At 68.4% G+C, this 14,960-nt stretch carries 16 protein-coding genes; 11 read left to right on the top strand and 5 right to left on the bottom strand.

Features of this window, described 5'->3' with window-relative positions:
- Positions 1-48 precede the first annotated feature (48 nt).
- Both QO015_RS14160 and QO015_RS14155 read right to left on the bottom strand, forming a co-directional pair.
- Positions 49-1,233 (bottom strand): CobW family GTP-binding protein, encoded by a 1,185-nt coding sequence (locus tag QO015_RS14160; RefSeq protein WP_266278629.1) that lies wholly within the window; start codon positions 1,231-1,233, stop codon positions 49-51.
- Between the two features lie 5 nt (positions 1,234-1,238).
- Positions 1,239-2,561 carry a D-alanyl-D-alanine carboxypeptidase family protein gene (locus QO015_RS14155; protein WP_266278630.1) on the bottom strand — a complete coding sequence of 441 codons (1,323 nt, stop codon included), beginning with the start codon at positions 2,559-2,561 and terminating at the stop codon, positions 1,239-1,241.
- 256 nt (positions 2,562-2,817) lie between these two features.
- Between QO015_RS14155 and QO015_RS14150 the strand changes: the two genes are divergently transcribed.
- From QO015_RS14150 to QO015_RS14105, 10 genes are read left to right on the top strand one after another with little or no spacing between them, the layout of a single operon-like run.
- Positions 2,818-3,684 (top strand): urease accessory protein UreD, encoded by an 867-nt coding sequence (locus tag QO015_RS14150; RefSeq protein WP_266278631.1) that lies wholly within the window; start codon positions 2,818-2,820, stop codon positions 3,682-3,684.
- A gap of 31 nt (positions 3,685-3,715) precedes the next feature.
- The gene (locus QO015_RS14145; protein WP_266278632.1) at positions 3,716-4,018 is read left to right on the top strand and encodes an urease subunit gamma; all 303 of its coding nucleotides are present in this window, start codon (positions 3,716-3,718) and stop codon (positions 4,016-4,018) included.
- A 5-nt stretch (positions 4,019-4,023) separates the two neighbouring features.
- On the top strand, positions 4,024-4,284 hold the full coding sequence (locus QO015_RS14140) for a DUF1272 domain-containing protein (RefSeq protein WP_266278633.1): 261 nt from the start codon (positions 4,024-4,026) through the stop codon (positions 4,282-4,284).
- A 21-nt stretch (positions 4,285-4,305) separates the two neighbouring features.
- A complete protein-coding gene (locus QO015_RS14135) occupies positions 4,306-4,614 on the top strand; it encodes an urease subunit beta (RefSeq protein ID WP_266278634.1) in 309 nt (102 codons plus the stop codon).
- Positions 4,615-4,625: 11 nt separating this feature from the next.
- Positions 4,626-6,335 (top strand): urease subunit alpha, encoded by a 1,710-nt coding sequence (ureC, locus tag QO015_RS14130; RefSeq protein ID WP_266278635.1) that lies wholly within the window; start codon positions 4,626-4,628, stop codon positions 6,333-6,335.
- Between the two features lie 9 nt (positions 6,336-6,344).
- The gene (locus QO015_RS14125) at positions 6,345-6,821 is read left to right on the top strand and encodes a DUF29 domain-containing protein (protein ID WP_266278636.1); all 477 of its coding nucleotides are present in this window, start codon (positions 6,345-6,347) and stop codon (positions 6,819-6,821) included.
- Positions 6,818-7,426, top strand: a complete 609-nt coding sequence (locus tag QO015_RS14120) for an urease accessory protein UreE (RefSeq protein WP_266278637.1) — start codon at positions 6,818-6,820, stop codon at positions 7,424-7,426. Before QO015_RS14125 ends, QO015_RS14120 begins: the two co-directional genes overlap by 4 nt.
- Positions 7,423-8,136, top strand: a complete 714-nt coding sequence (locus QO015_RS14115) for an urease accessory protein UreF (protein ID WP_266278638.1) — start codon at positions 7,423-7,425, stop codon at positions 8,134-8,136. The genes QO015_RS14120 and QO015_RS14115 overlap by 4 nt, the downstream gene beginning before the upstream one ends.
- On the top strand, positions 8,133-8,759 hold the full coding sequence (gene ureG, locus QO015_RS14110; RefSeq protein WP_266278639.1) for an urease accessory protein UreG: 627 nt from the start codon (positions 8,133-8,135) through the stop codon (positions 8,757-8,759). The genes QO015_RS14115 and ureG overlap by 4 nt, the downstream gene beginning before the upstream one ends.
- A 53-nt stretch (positions 8,760-8,812) precedes the next feature.
- Positions 8,813-9,979: a M20 aminoacylase family protein gene (locus QO015_RS14105; RefSeq protein WP_266278640.1), complete on the top strand. Its 1,167-nt coding sequence runs from the start codon at positions 8,813-8,815 to the stop codon at positions 9,977-9,979.
- 97 nt (positions 9,980-10,076) lie between these two features.
- On the opposite strand, the gene QO015_RS14100 is transcribed toward QO015_RS14105, so the two are convergent.
- Positions 10,077-11,087: a TerC family protein gene (locus tag QO015_RS14100; RefSeq protein WP_266278641.1), complete on the bottom strand. Its 1,011-nt coding sequence runs from the start codon at positions 11,085-11,087 to the stop codon at positions 10,077-10,079.
- A 261-nt stretch (positions 11,088-11,348) separates the two neighbouring features.
- On the opposite strand from QO015_RS14100, the gene ilvD reads away from it, so the two are divergent.
- Positions 11,349-13,199: a dihydroxy-acid dehydratase gene (gene ilvD, locus QO015_RS14095; protein ID WP_266278642.1), complete on the top strand. Its 1,851-nt coding sequence runs from the start codon at positions 11,349-11,351 to the stop codon at positions 13,197-13,199.
- 72 nt (positions 13,200-13,271) lie between these two features.
- Here the strand turns inward: ilvD and QO015_RS14090 are convergent, their stop codons facing one another.
- Both QO015_RS14090 and QO015_RS14085 read right to left on the bottom strand, forming a co-directional pair.
- Positions 13,272-14,138, bottom strand: a complete 867-nt coding sequence (locus QO015_RS14090; RefSeq protein WP_370877419.1) for an RNA polymerase factor sigma-32 — start codon at positions 14,136-14,138, stop codon at positions 13,272-13,274.
- A gap of 183 nt (positions 14,139-14,321) precedes the next feature.
- Positions 14,322-14,921 (bottom strand): CarD family transcriptional regulator, encoded by a 600-nt coding sequence (locus QO015_RS14085; protein WP_266278643.1) that lies wholly within the window; start codon positions 14,919-14,921, stop codon positions 14,322-14,324.
- Between the last annotated feature and the right edge of the window lie 39 nt (positions 14,922-14,960).

Raw genomic sequence — 14,960 nt, 5'->3', positions numbered from 1 at the left:
ATCCGGTCCCGCCGGTCCATCGAGACCGGCGGAGCCGATTGAACGGGCTCAGCCGAAACGGCCGCTGAAGCCGGAGATGGCGAGGGGATTGGCGGCGAGCGTCTCTGCGTCGGCGCGGTCGATCGCCGGCAGGCCGGCAAAGGCCTCGCCGATCGCCTGCTCGGCGGCCTCGCTCATGTCGTGGACGATGAGCACAAGGCGCGAGCGGCGGTCGTCGCTCGGCCAGGACTCCAGACGGGCCGGCGGATGAAAGATCGTCTGCGCCGCCTGCACCAACAGCGGACGCTCCTCGTCGCCGGCGATACGCACGAGCCCCTTCACGCGGAGCAGCGCCGGGCCGTGCTCGCGGGCCAGCCGATCGAGGAAATGCTCCAGCGCCGCGCGACCGATCGGCCGTTCGCGGATCGCCGTGAAGCTGCGAATGCGCGCGTCGTGGCGGCTGACGTCGTGGTGATGATGGTGATCGTGATGGTGGGCATGGTCATGGTGATGGCCGTGGTGGTCATGGCCGTGATCATGATCATCATGGTCATGATGCCCGTCGTCGGCCGCCGCTGACAGCCAGGCCTCGACATCGGCGATCTTGCCTTCGGTCGAGAAAGGCTGGCTGTCGAAGAGGCGGGGCGCGGCGGCCTCGCCTCGGGCCGCGTCGAGGATCGGCGCGGCGGGATTGAGCGCGCGGATCGCGGCCCGGGCCTCGGCGGCCCCCTGATCCGATGCGAGATCTGTCTTGGTCAGCACGATCCGGTCGGCCACCGCGACCTGCCGCGCTGCCTCCCAATGGGCGGCGAGCGTACGTGCGCCATTGACCGCATCGACCACCGTGACCACGCCATCGAGACGGTAGCGAAGCGACAGATAGGGATGCAGCAGCACGCTCTGCAGCACCGGCGTCGGATCGGCGAGACCGGTCGTTTCCACGACGACGCGATCGAGCCGGGCGATGCGACGGTTGTCGAGCGCGCGCAGGAGATTTTCGAGCGTCGTCGCGAGCTGGCCGCGGATGGTGCAGCAGAGGCAGCCCGACGAGAGCTCGACGATCCCGTCTTCGGACGCGCCGACGAGGAGATGGTCGAGCCCGACCGCGCCGAACTCGTTGATGATGACCGCCGTTCCGGCCAGCGCCGGATCGATGAGAAGAGCGTTCAGGAGCGTCGTCTTGCCGGCGCCGAGAAAGCCGGTCAGGACGGTGAGCGGAACCGGCGGCCGCCTGCCCTTCTGTCCCGCCGCCACGGCGCTCAATGCAGGCCGCCGGCTTCGGGAAGCGGCGCGATCTCGGTCGAATCGAACGGAACGCCGATCTCGAGCTTCACCGGCGCCTTGCCCGCCTTCGTGCCGCTCGCCTTGACGGGCGGCGTCGGGTCCGCATCGCCGGCCGCGCTCGCCGGCAGGACGGCGGCCTCGTCGGTGGCGGGCGCCGGATCGGCGGGCTTCTTCGTCTTCTTGGCGGTCTTGCTGGTCTTCTTGGCCGGCTCGGTCTTCTGGGCGGCCGTCTTGGCGGCCGGCTTCTTGGACTTGGTGGCGGCCGGCGCGTCTGCGACGTCGGTCGCCGCCTTGATCGAGCCGTCCGGCTTCACGACGCCGAGCGTGGTGACGGTGATCGGATCCATCAGCTTGAACTTAGGAACCAGCGCGCTGACCTGCTCCTCGTCGTCGGTCTCGTGCTCGCCGCGATCCTTTTTCATGCAGATCTCGGGCTTCATGTCGATGACATAGGGCGCCGGCGAATTGCCCTGGAGACCGGCCAGCGTCGGACCGGGCCGCGCCCGACCCTCGAAGCCGTCATTGAACAGCCGCGCCGCGAGTTCCGCCCGCTCCAGCGCGCTCGGCATGCCGAGCACCACGGCGAGCAGCACGCGGTCGCCTCGCTGCGCCAGCGCCACGACATTGAAGCCCGACGAGCAGATGAAGCCCGTCTTCATGCCGAGCGTTCCGGGATAGCGCTCCAGCAGGTTGTTGGCCGATTTCAGCACCCGCTTGCCGGACTTGATGGCGGTGATGCGATAGATCGGCCGCCACTCCGGAAAGTCTCTCCACAGCGCCTGACCGAGCACGGCGAGATCGCGCGCCGTCGTATACTGCCCGGCGCCAGGCAGGCCGTTCGGATTGACGAAATGCGTCGAGCCCATGCCGAGCCGCGCCGCCTCCGCGTTCATCCGGGCGATGAAGGCCGCCTCGCTGCCGCCCACCGTCTCCGCGACCGCCACGGCGATGTCGTTCGAGGAATGGACGAGCATCATCTTGATGGCGTTGTCGAGGTCGATCGCGGTGCCGACCTTGAAGCCCATCTTGCTCGGCGGCTCGGCGAGCGCGTTCTTCGAGACGACGACCCGCGTCGACAGCGAGACCTCGCCGGCCCTGATCGCCTTGAAGGTCACGTAGGCGTTCATCAGCTTGGTGACGGAGGCGGGATACCAGAGCTGGTTGGCGTTGCGATCGGCAAGGACGCGCCCGCTGCCGAGATCGAGCACCAGATAGGGCGTCTCGACCGCCCGGGCCGCCAGTGCCCCCGTCAGCGTGAACAGGAAGGCGGCGAAAAGGCGGGCGAGGCAACGCGTCACGGGCGGAATCCTGGTTGTTCGGGCAAGCAGGCAGAACAAGCGAAAAGGGCGATCGGCCAAGGGCTTTCGGGCCCCGGGCGGCCACGTTCCCGCCCTTCATAGACCAGAAAGGCGGCAATTGGCAAAAATGGGTACCGTTGCTGCCCGTCCGAAGCGCTTGCGCGGCCCCGGCCGGCGTGAAATCCTCATGGAAATTCATCCCCTTCGCCGCTGACGAAGGCCCATCGCCCCGCGAGGCGGAGACCCGATCACGACCATGGACGGCGAGACCATCCCCGCAGGGCGTCGCCCGGAGCCCGATGCGGCGCCGGTCCGCATGCAGCGCGCCGAGGGGCGGGCGCGGATCGGCTTCCGCCGGGACGGCCCGCATGTCCGCCTGACGGAATTCGTGCAGCAGGGCTGCTGCAAGATCCGCCTGCCGCGACCGGAGCCGGGCGTGCCGCCGGATGCCGTTCTTCTCAACACCGCCGGCGGCATCACGAGCGGGGACGTGCTCGTCTACGAGGCGGCGATCGGCGACGGCGTCGACGCCACCGTGACCACGCAGGCGGCCGAGCGCATCTATCGCGCGGTGCCCGGGGCGGCGCCGGCTCGGGTGGAGAACCGCGTCAGCATCGGCGCCGGCGCCCATATCGACTGGCTGCCGCAGGAAACGATCCTGTTCGACCGTTCGGCGATCAGCCGATCGCTCGAGGTCGACCTCGCCGCCGATGCGACGGCGCTGCTGCTCGAGGCCTATGTGTTCGGACGCACGGCGATGGGCGAGCGCGCGACGGCGCTGACCCTCGCCGACCGCTGGCGCGTCCGCCGCGCCGGAACGCTCGTCTATGCCGACGGCATCGCGGTCGACGGCGATGTCGCGGCGCTGATGGAGCGGGGCGCGACCGCCGGTGGCCAGGTGGCGATCGCGAGCCTCGTGCTCGTCGCGCCGGATGCCGAGGACAAGCTCGGCGCGGTGCGCGAGAGGCTCGAGACGTGCATGGGAGAAGCCGGGGCCAGCGCCTTTCGCGGACTGCTCAGCCTGCGTTTCCTCGCCCCTTCGGGGCAGGTCTTGCGGCGCGATCTCGAAAGCGTGATCTTGGCCTTGCGCGGGCGGCCGATGCCGCGCGTCTGGTCGTGCTGACCGGAATAGGGATGCTGGAGGCTTTGGACCGATGAATCTGACACCGCGCGAGAAGGACAAGCTTTTCATCGCCATGGCCGCGATCGTCGCCCGCAAGCGGCTGGAGCGCGGCGTCAAGCTGAACCACCCCGAGGCGATCGCACTGATCACCGACTATGTCGTCGAGGGCGCGCGCGACGGTCGCACCGTCGCCGACCTGATGGAGGCCGGCGCCCATGTCATCACCCGCGCGCAGGTCATGGACGGCATCGCCGACATGATCCACGACGTGCAGGTCGAGGCGACCTTCCCCGACGGCACCAAGCTCGTCACCGTCCACCAGCCGATAAGGTAGCGGCGATGCTCGAGCTCAGGCCCAATTGCGAATGCTGCGACCGCGACCTGCCGCCGGCGGCCGACGCGATGATCTGCAGCTTCGAATGCACCTTCTGCCCGGACTGCGCGGCGACCGTCTTCGGCGGCCTCTGCCCCAATTGCGGCGGCGAACTGGTCCGGCGGCCGGTGCGGCCGGCCGGCAAGCTCGCCGCCAACCCGCCCTCGGCACGCCGCGTGCTGGGGAACGACGAGCGCTGCACGGAACGGCGCGGCCTCGCGGCCTGACGGAACCAGGGGAAAGACACCATGATCCCAGGCGAGATCATCACCGGCCATGGCGACATAGAGCTCAATGCCGGCCTTGCGACCGTCACGCTCGACGTTTCCAACACCGGCGACCGGCCGATCCAGGTCGGCAGCCACTATCATTTCTTCGAGACCAACAACGCGCTCGCCTTCGATCGCGACAAGACGCGCGGCATGCGCCTCGACATCGCGGCCGGCACGGCGGTCCGCTTCGAGCCCGGCCAGACGCGCACGGTGACGCTCGTGCCCTATGGTGGCACGCGCACCGTCTACGGCTTCCAGAACAAGATCATGGGCCCGCTGGGCTGACGGAGACGGTCATGGCCAAGATATCCCGCCACGCCTATGCCCATATGTTCGGGCCGACCGTCGGCGACAAGGTCCGCCTCGCCGACACCGACCTCGTCATCGAGGTCGAGCGCGACCTCACCACCTATGGCGAGGAGGTGAAGTTCGGCGGCGGCAAGGTGATCCGCGACGGCATGGGCCAGAGCCAGGTGACACGGGCCGGTGGCGCCGTCGACACCGTCTTCACCAACGCGCTGATCCTCGACCACTGGGGGATCGTCAAGGCCGACGTCGCGCTGAAGGACGGCCGCATCGCCGCGATCGGCAAGGCCGGCAATCCCGACGTGCAGAGCGGCGTCGACATCGTCATCGGCCCCGGCACCGAGGTGATCGCGGCCGAGGGCAAGATCCTCACCGCCGGCGGCATCGACAGCCATATCCACTTCATCTGCCCGCAGCAGATCGAGGAGGCGCTGATGTCGGGCGTCACCACCATGGTCGGCGGCGGCACCGGCCCCGCGCATGGCACGCTCGCCACCACCTGCACGCCCGGCCCCTGGCACATCGCCCGCATGATCCAGGCGATGGACGCCTTCCCGATGAACATCGCCATCGCCGCCAAGGGCAACGCCTCGCGGCCCGAGGCGCTGGTCGAGATGATCGAGGCCGGCGCCTCGTCGCTGAAGCTGCACGAGGACTGGGGCACGACCCCGGCCGCGATCGACTGCTGCCTGTCGGTCGCCGACGACTACGACGTGCAGGTGATGATCCACACCGACACGCTCAACGAGTCGGGCTTCGTCGAGGATACGATCGCCGCCTTCAAGGGCCGCACGATCCACGCCTTCCACACCGAGGGCGCCGGCGGCGGCCATGCGCCGGACATCATCCGCGTCGTTGGACTGCCCAACGTCATCCCGTCCTCGACCAATCCGACGCGGCCCTATACGCGCAACACGCTCGAAGAGCATCTCGACATGCTCATGGTCTGCCACCACCTCGATCCGTCGATTCCCGAGGACGTGGCCTTCGCCGAGAGCCGCATCCGCAAGGAGACGATCGCCGCCGAGGACATCCTGCACGATCTCGGCGCCTTCTCGATCATGTCCTCGGACAGCCAGGCCATGGGCCGCGTCGGCGAGGTTCCGCTCCGGACCTGGCAGACGGCGCACAAGATGAAGGTGCAGCGCGGGCGCCTCGCCTCCGAGACGGGCGACAACGACAATGAGCGGGTGAAGCGCTACATCGCCAAATACACGATCAACCCGGCCATCGCGCAGGGCCTCGCCCGCGAGATCGGCTCGATCGAGGTCGGCAAGCGCGCCGATCTGGTGCTCTGGTCGCCCGCCTTCTTCGGCGTGAAGCCCGACTATGTGCTGCTCGGCGGCATGATCGCCGCGGCGCCGATGGGCGATCCCAACGCCTCGATCCCGACGCCGCAGCCCGTCCACTATCGCCAGATGTTCGGCGCCTTCGGCAAGGCGCTGACCGCGTCCTCGGTGACCTTCGTCTCCAAGGCGGCGGTGGCGAATGGCCTGCGCGACAAGCTCGGCGTCGACAAGGACCTCGTCGCCGTCGAGAACACGCGCGGCGGCATCGGCAAGGCGGCGATGATCCGCAACAATGCGACGCCCGACATCGAGGTCGACCCCGAGACCTACGAGGTGCGGGCCGACGGCGAACTGCTCACCTGCGAGCCCGCCGACGTGCTGCCGATGGCCCAGCGCTACTTCCTGTTCTAGATTGGGACGATGAGCACGCGGACCGCGACGAAAACAGCCTCTGCCTACGACGACGATTTCTATGCATGGACGCAGGACCAGGCCGAGAAGTTGCGGGCCCGCCGCCACAACGAAGTGGACTGGGAGAATGCCGCCGAGGAGATCGAGGGCTTGGGACGGAGCGACCGACGCAGCATCGGCAGCAATCTGAATGTCGTGCTCGCCCACCTCCTGAAATGGAATTACCAGCCGGATCGACGCGAGGGTGGCTGGGTCGCCTCGATCATCGAACATCGGGATCGACTCCGGCGTATCCTCGGCGACAGCCCGAGCCTCAGGCCCTATCCCGCCGAAATTCTCGCGGTGGAATATGTGAGCGCCAGACGTATTGCCGCCGCAGAGACCGAATTGCCGCTTCGCCTTTTTCCCGAAACCTGCCCGTTCTCCGTCGAGGAGGTTCTGGATCCGGCGTTTCCGCCTGACCTCTACCAGGATCTGCCAGAATGATCCGCGCCGTCTCCGTCTATCCCGCCGGCCTGTGGTCGAAGGCGGCCGTCGATACCGTCGTGCTCGATTTCGATGCGCGCCATCGCCGGCGCGTCGCGATGTCGGCGAAGGGCGGCACCGCCTTCCTGCTCGACCTGCCCGGCGCGGTGGCGCTGCGCCATGGCGACGGGCTGCTGCTGGAGGACGGGCGTATCGTCGCCGTCGAGGCCGCGCCGGAGGCGCTCGCGGAGGTGACCGCCCGCGACGCGGCGCATCTGGTGCGCGTCGCCTGGCATCTCGGCAACCGCCATCTGCCGACCGAACTCATCGGCGAGAAGCTCCGCATCCGGCGCGATCATGTGATCGAGACGATGCTGGAAGGGCTCGGCGCGACGGTCACCGCCGTCGAGGCGGCGTTCAATCCGGAAGGCGGCGCCTATGGCCACGGCCGGGTGCACGGCCATGATCACGGTCCCGCCCCTGTCGAAGAGCACGGCTATGCGCATGATCATGAGCATGGCGGGCAAGACCACGACCATGACCATGACCATGACCATCACGATCATGACCATCACCACGGTCACGACCATCACCACGGTCACGGCCACCGGCGGGATCGTCCGTGACGCTGCGCGAGGCTCCCCGGTCCGACCTCGTTGATCCGGCGGCGCTGCATCGCCTTCTCGCCTGGCTGTCGCCGTCCTTTCCGGTCGGCGCCTTCAGCTACAGTCACGGCCTCGAATGGGCGATCGAGGACGGGACGGTGCGCGACGCGCCGGGCCTGGAGGCCTGGATCGCCGATATCCTGCTCCACGGCGCCGGGCGCTCGGACGCGATCCTCTTCGCCCATGCCGCCGGGGCGATCGACGATCCGGACCGCCTGGCCGAGGTGGCGGAACTGGCAGCCGCGCTGGCGCCGGGCGCCGAGCGGCGGCTCGAATCCCTTGCGCAGGGCCGCGCCTTCATGATCGCCGTCACCGCCGCCTGGCCGAACGCCCCGCTCGCCAGGGCGGCGGAGCGGCTCGCCGGCGACGAGGGTCCCGCCTATCCGGTGGCCGTGGCCGTGGCCGCTGCGGCGCATGGCGTGCCGCGCCGGCCGGCCGCCGAGGCCTATCTGCACGCCTTCGCGGCCAATATCGTCTCGGCTGGCCTCAGGGCCGTCCCGCTCGGCCAGACCGACGGGCAGAAGATCATCGCGCGCCTGTCGCCGGTCGTCACCCGCGCGGTGGACCGGGCGGAAGGCCAGCCGCTCGAGGCGGTCGGCGGCGCGGTCTTCCGCGCCGACATCGCCAGCATGAAACACGAAACGCAGTATACGAGGCTGTTCCGCTCATGACCCGCTCCCCCAACGGCCCCCTGCGCGTCGGCGTCGGCGGCCCCGTCGGCTCCGGCAAGACCGCGCTCATGGATGCGCTCTGCAAGCGGCTCCGGGAGCGCTACGACATCGCGGCGATCACCAACGACATCTATACGAAGGAGGACGCCGAGTTCCTCACGCGCTCAGGCGCGCTGGCGGCGGACCGGATCCTCGGCGTCGAGACGGGCGGCTGCCCGCATACCGCGATCCGCGAGGACGCCTCGATCAACCTCGCCGCGGTCGCCGATCTCAACCGCCGCTTCCCCCGCCTCGACGTGATCCTCATCGAATCCGGCGGCGACAACCTCGCGGCGACCTTCTCGCCCGAGCTCGCCGACATCACGATCTACGTCATCGACGTCTCGGCGGGCGACAAGATCCCGAGGAAGGGTGGCCCCGGCATCACCCGCTCCGATCTCCTCGTCATCAACAAGATCGATCTCGCGCCGATGGTCGGCGCCTCGCTGGAGGTGATGGACCGCGATTCCCGCCGCATGCGCGGCCAGCGGCCCTTCGTCTTCACCAATGTCCGCGCCGGGCACAATGTGGACGAGGTCGTCGCCTTCATCGAGCGCGCCGGCGGGCTTCAGGCGGTGGCGTGATTTTCTGTTGCGGTGCAGCTAAAGTGGTCCTTTAGGACGCTCCGGAGTGCCCGATGCCGATCATCAACCGCCTCGCCGAGTTCCAGCACGACATCGTCGCCTGGCGGCATGATCTGCACCGCCATCCCGAACTGCTCTACGAGGTGCATCGCACGGCCGCGACCGTGGCCGGCCTGCTGCGCGACTTCGGTGTCGACGCGGTCGAGACCGGGATCGGTCGCACCGGCGTGGTCGGCGTCATCAAGGGGGCGAAGGGCGACGGCCGCGTCATCGGGCTGCGCGCCGACATGGACGCGCTGCCGATCCTCGAGACGACCGGCAAGGACTACGCTTCGACGGAGCCCGGCAAGATGCATGCGTGCGGCCATGACGGCCACACGGCGATGCTGCTCGGCGCCGCCCGCTATCTCGCCGAGACGCGCAATTTCGCCGGCACGGCCGTGGTGATCTTCCAGCCTGCGGAGGAAGGCGGCGGCGGCGGCCGCGCGATGGTCGAGGACGGGCTCATGGAGCGCTTCGGCATCGACGAGGTCTACGGGCTGCACAACATGCCCGGCCTCGATATCGGTCATTTCGCCATCCGCCCCGGCCCGATCATGGCCGCGACCGACGAATTCTCCCTCGAGATCACCGGCCATGGCGGCCATGCCGCGAAGCCGCACATCACGATCGACCCGGTCGTCATCGGCGCGCAGCTCGTCACGGCGCTGCAGACCATCGTCTCGCGCGGCGTCGACCCGATCGAATCCGTCGTCGTGTCGGTGACGCGCTTCAATGCCGGCCATGCCCACAACATCATTCCCGGCTCGGCGCGGCTGGGCGGCACCGTGCGCACGCTCAAGGCGGAGCTGCGCGACTTCGCCGAGGAGCGCATCATGCGCATCGCCTCCGGCATCGCGCTCGCGACGGGCGCGACCATCGCGGTGGACTATGACCGCAACTATCCCGTGACCGTGAACCACGCGGCGCAGACGGATTTCGCCGCGAAGGTGGCGGGCGAGGTGGCCGGCGCCGGCAATGTCGACACCGATGTCGCGCCGATGATGGGCGGCGAGGACTTCTCCTACATGCTGGAGAAGCGGCCCGGCGCCTTCATCTTCCTCGGCAACGGCGACACCGCCGGCCTGCACAATTCCGACTACGACTTCAACGACGAGGCGATCCCGGTCGGCTCGTCTTATCTGGCGCGGCTCGTCGAGCGGGCGCTGGACCCCGCCTGAGCGCCGCCCGGGGGGCTGACCCCGGACGGACCTTTGCCCTGCCCTTTTCCGGCACCGGCCGCCCCGTGACCGGGACGGCCGCGCTGCCGGTTGCGCGTCAGGAGCCGGCCTTGAGGTCGTGCGCGGCGGCCGCGGCGTCTTCCGCGCGCGTGCGCCAGAGCGAGACGATCACGCCGCCACCGAGCAGGCCGACCGTGAGGCCGAGCGAGACGAGGGAATCGACCGGTCCGACGAGATGCGTCCAGTAGATCTTGGCGCCGACGACGATCAGCACCAGCGCCAGGGCATATTTGAGATAGTGGAAACGGTGCACCGCGGCGGCGAGCGCGAAATAGAGGGCGCGCAGGCCGAGGATCGCGAAGATGTTGCTCGTGTAGACGATGAACGGGTCCTGAGTGATCGCGAACACCGCCGGCACGCTGTCGACCGCGAAGACGATGTCGATGATCTCGATCGTGACGAGCGCCAGGAAGAGCGGCGTCGCCGTCCAGACGAGCCGGCCGCTGCGCCGGCTCGGCGCGCGCACGAAGAAGTGATGGCCGTGCAACTCGCTGGTGACCGGGATGAACTTCCGCACCAGACGGACGACCCGGTTCTTCTCGATGTCCGGCTCCTCGTCGCCGGCCATCAGCATCTTGATGCCGGTGAGGACGAGGAAGGCGCCGAACACGTAGAGAATCCAGCCGAACTGGCTGATGAGCGCCGCGCCGAGGCCGATCATGATGGCGCGCAGCACGACGACGCCGACGATGCCCCAGAACAGCACCCGGTGCTGGTAGGCGCGCGGCACCGCGAAGGCAGTGAAGATCAGCGAAATGACGAAGATGTTGTCGAGCGCGAGGCTCTTCTCGACGACGAAGCCGGTCAGATAGTCCATGCCGGACTTCGGCCCCATCGACCACCAGACATAGCCGCCGAAGATCAGCGCGATGGCGATGTAGAGCGCGGAGAAGAGAAGGCTGCGGCGGATGCCGATCTCATGGTCGCCCTTGTTGGCGAAGCCGAGATCGAAGGCGAGCAGCGCGACGATGATGACCAGGAAGGCGAGCCACACCGCGACGGTCTGGCCGAGGAAATCGGAGAAAAGGAATACGGATAGGGCTTCCATGAAACGAGCCGCAGGTCGCCGTGCCTCATGGCCAAAGGGTCCGACATCGCGGTGGGCGACGCACCGCCAGAGGGGCCCGGACCCCGCTCGTTGGGCGGAAGATGGCGGTGTCCTCGCAGCCTTTCAAGAGGCCTGTCGCGGCCATTTTCACTCGACAGGCATCGTATTCTGGTGCAACGAAACTATCTTCCCGGTCGCGGCCCGCACCACCGGCCGCCGAGATGGTCCCCACGGGAACCCTGTTCGTCACGCGAGGTCTCCATGCCTGCCTATCGCTCCCGCACCACCACCCACGGCCGCAACATGGCCGGCGCCCGCGGCCTCTGGCGCGCGACGGGCATGAAGGACGGCGACTTCGGCAAGCCGATCATCGCGGTGGTGAATTCGTTCACGCAGTTCGTGCCCGGCCACGTCCATCTCAAGGATCTCGGCCAGCTCGTCGCGCGCGAGATCGAACAGGCGGGCGGCGTCGCCAAGGAGTTCAACACGATCGCCGTCGACGACGGCATCGCGATGGGCCATGACGGCATGCTCTATTCACTGCCTTCGCGCGAGATCATCGCCGACAGCGTCGAATACATGGTCAATGCGCATTGCGCCGACGCCATGGTCTGCATCTCCAACTGCGACAAGATCACGCCCGGCATGCTGATGGCGGCGCTGCGGCTGAACATCCCGGCCGTCTTCGTCTCCGGCGGGCCGATGGAGGCCGGCAAGGTCGTCCTGCACGGCCGCAAGGTCGCGCTCGACCTCGTCGACGCCATGGTCGCCGCCGCCGACGAGCGCACCTCGGACGAGGACGTCGCCACCATCGAGCGCGCGGCCTGCCCGACCTGCGGCTCCTGCTCCGGCATGTTCACGGCGAATTCGATGAACTGCCTCACCGAAGCGCTCGGCCTGTCGCTGCCCGGAAACGGCTCGACGCTCGCCACCCATTCCGACCGCAAGCGGCTCTTCGTCGAGGCGGGCCATCTCATCGTCGACCTCGCCCGCCGCTACTACGAGCAGGACGACGAGACCGTGCTGCCGCGCAACGTCGCCGGCTTCGGCGCCTTCGAGAACGCGATGACGCTCGACATCGCGATGGGCGGCTCGACCAACACCGTGCTGCACATCCTCGCCGCCGCCCATGAGGCGGGCATCGATTTCGGCCTCGACGACATCGACCGCCTGTCGCGCCGCGTGCCGGTGCTCTCCAAGGTCGCGCCGGCCAAGCAGGACGTCCACATGGAGGACGTCCATCGCGCCGGCGGCATCATGGCGATCCTGGGCGAACTGGCGCGTGGCGGCCTGCTCAACACCGACCAGCCGACGGTGCATACCGCGACGCTCGGCGAGGCCATCCAGCGCTGGGACATCCGGCAGACCAATTCCGAGAGCGTGCGCGAATTCTTCCGCGCCGCGCCGGGCGGCGTGGCGACCCAGGTCGCCTTCAGCCAGTCCTCGCGCTGGGACGAGCTCGATCTCGACCGCGAGGCGGGCGCCATCCGCGACATCCCGCACGCCTTCTCGAAGGACGGCGGCCTCGCGGTTCTGAAGGGCAATCTCGCGCCGAACGGCGCCGTCGTGAAGACGGCCGGCGTCGACGAGTCGATCCTGAAATTCACCGGCCCGGCCGTGATCTTCGAGAGCCAGGACGATGCGGTCCACGGCATCCTCAACAAGAAGGTCAAGGAAGGCGACGTCGTCGTCATCCGCTACGAGGGTCCGAAGGGCGGTCCCGGCATGCAGGAGATGCTCTATCCGACGAGCTATCTGAAGTCGCGCGGCCTCGGCAAGGCCTGCGCGCTCATCACCGACGGCCGCTTCTCGGGCGGCACCTCGGGTCTCTCCATCGGCCATGTCGCGCCGGAGGCCGCCTCGGGCGGCGCCATCGCCCTGGTCGAGCCCGGCGACATGATCGAGATCGACATCCCGAACCGCAGCATGCGGATCGTGATTTCGGACGAGGAACTCGCCCGCCGCCGCGCCGCGATGGACGCCAAGGGCAAGGCCGGCTGGAAACCCGCCGCGCCGCGCAAGCGGGCCGTCTCGACGGCGCTGCGCGCCTATGCCGCCATGGCGACCAGCGCCGACCGCGGCGCGGTGCGCGACGTCACGCAGATCGAATAGGTTCGGTAATCACGACGAGAAAAAGGGGCGCGGCTTCGACGGCCGCGCCCCTTCTTCGTTTTCACTCGTGGGTCAGAGCGGCCGCGCCTCGGGGCCATGGTCCCGCAGCAGCGCCGCCTTGAGCTTCTCAATCGCGCGGCTCTCGATCTGGCGGACGCGTTCCTTGGAGATGCCGAGCGCGGCGCCCAGTTCCTCCAGTGTCGCGCTCTCCTCGCTCAGGCGCCGGGCCTTGAGGATGCGGATCTCGCGCGGATTGAGTGCGTCCATCGCCTCGTGCAGCCAGGCCGACCAGCGCGCGCCGTCGATCGCCTCGCCGACCCGCTCGTCGGGCAGCGGGGTGTCGTCGACGAGAAAGTCCTGACGGTCGGACGCCGAGGCGTCGCCCTCGCCCACCGGCGCGTTGAGCGAGGTGTCGGAACCCGACAGGCGCGCATCCATCATCGCCACATCGTCGGTCGAGACGCCGATGGTCGATGCGATCTGCTGGTAGATCTCGCGGTTGCTGACCCCTTCCTGCGTCCGGGCGAGACGGGCGCGGAGCCGGCGCAGGTTGAAGAACAGCGCCTTCTGCGTGGAGGAGGTGCCGCCACGGACGATCGACCAGTTGCGCAGCACATAGTCCTGGATCGCGGCGCGGATCCACCAGGTGGCGTAGGTGGAGAAGCGGATATCGCGCTCGGGCTCGAAGCGGGCCGCCGCCTCGAGCAGGCCGACATTGCCCTCCTGGATCAGGTCGTTCATCGGCAGGCCGAAATGGCGGAAGCGGGCCGCGATGGCGATGACGAGGCGCATATGCGACTGAGTCAGCTCATGGAGGGCGGCCGCGTCGCTCTCGCCGCGCCATTTCTCGGCAAGCGACTTCTCTTGCCCGCGTTCGAGATAGGGGGCCTGCATGGCCGCCCGCACGAACTGGCGGCCGGAATTCGTCGACATCGCCATGGCGCTGCTCCCGTCCTTTGATCCGCTTGCTGTCCTTCGTCATACGGACGGGATCGTCGGTTGGTTGCGCGCGACGCGCACAAATCGGCGTGATGAGGGTCTTGAAAAAGCGAACGCCCGGCCTTGCGGCCGGGCGCTCTGCATCACTGTCGGCAGCCGCGCCCGGGGGCGCGGCGAAGCGGCTCAGGCCGCCTCGTCATGCGTCTCGTCGTGATCGTCCTCGGGCTCGGCCTCGCCGGTCGCGTCCTCGGCCTTGGCGCCGCGGCGCGGGCTCTTGGCGAGGTTCTGCTCGATCTGGCGCACGGCCTCGGTCTCGGAGATCTCGCTCACCGCCGCGATCTCGCGCGACATGCGGTCGAGGGCCGCCTCGTAGAGCTGGCGCTCGGAATAGGACTGCTCCGGCTGGCTCTCGGAGCGGAACAGGTCGCGCACGACCTCGGAAATGGCGATGAGATCGCCGGAATTGATCTTGGCCTCGTATTCCTGGGCGCGGCGGCTCCACATCGTGCGCTTGACGCGCGCGCGGCCGCGGATCGTCTCCAGAGCCTTCTTGACGGTAGCGGCATCGGACAGCTTGCGCATGCCGACGGCCGTCGCCTTGGCGACCGGGACGCGCAGCTTCATCTTGTCCTTCTCGAAGGCGATGACGAACAGTTCGAGCTTCATGCCGGCCACTTCCTGTTCCTCGAGACCGACGATCTCGCCGACGCCATGCGCCGGATAGACGATGCGCTCGCTCGTCTTGAAATCGGAACGATGAGTGGTCTTCTTGATTGCGGCCATACTCGTCTCAACTCCTTGCGGTTACGGTCCCGGCTCGCC

Origin of the sequence: Kaistia geumhonensis (genome assembly GCF_030815145.1) — a bacterium.
Classification (GTDB): Bacteria; Pseudomonadota; Alphaproteobacteria; order Rhizobiales; family Kaistiaceae; genus Kaistia; species Kaistia geumhonensis.
This window is presented reverse-complemented; position numbering and strand designations above follow the sequence as displayed.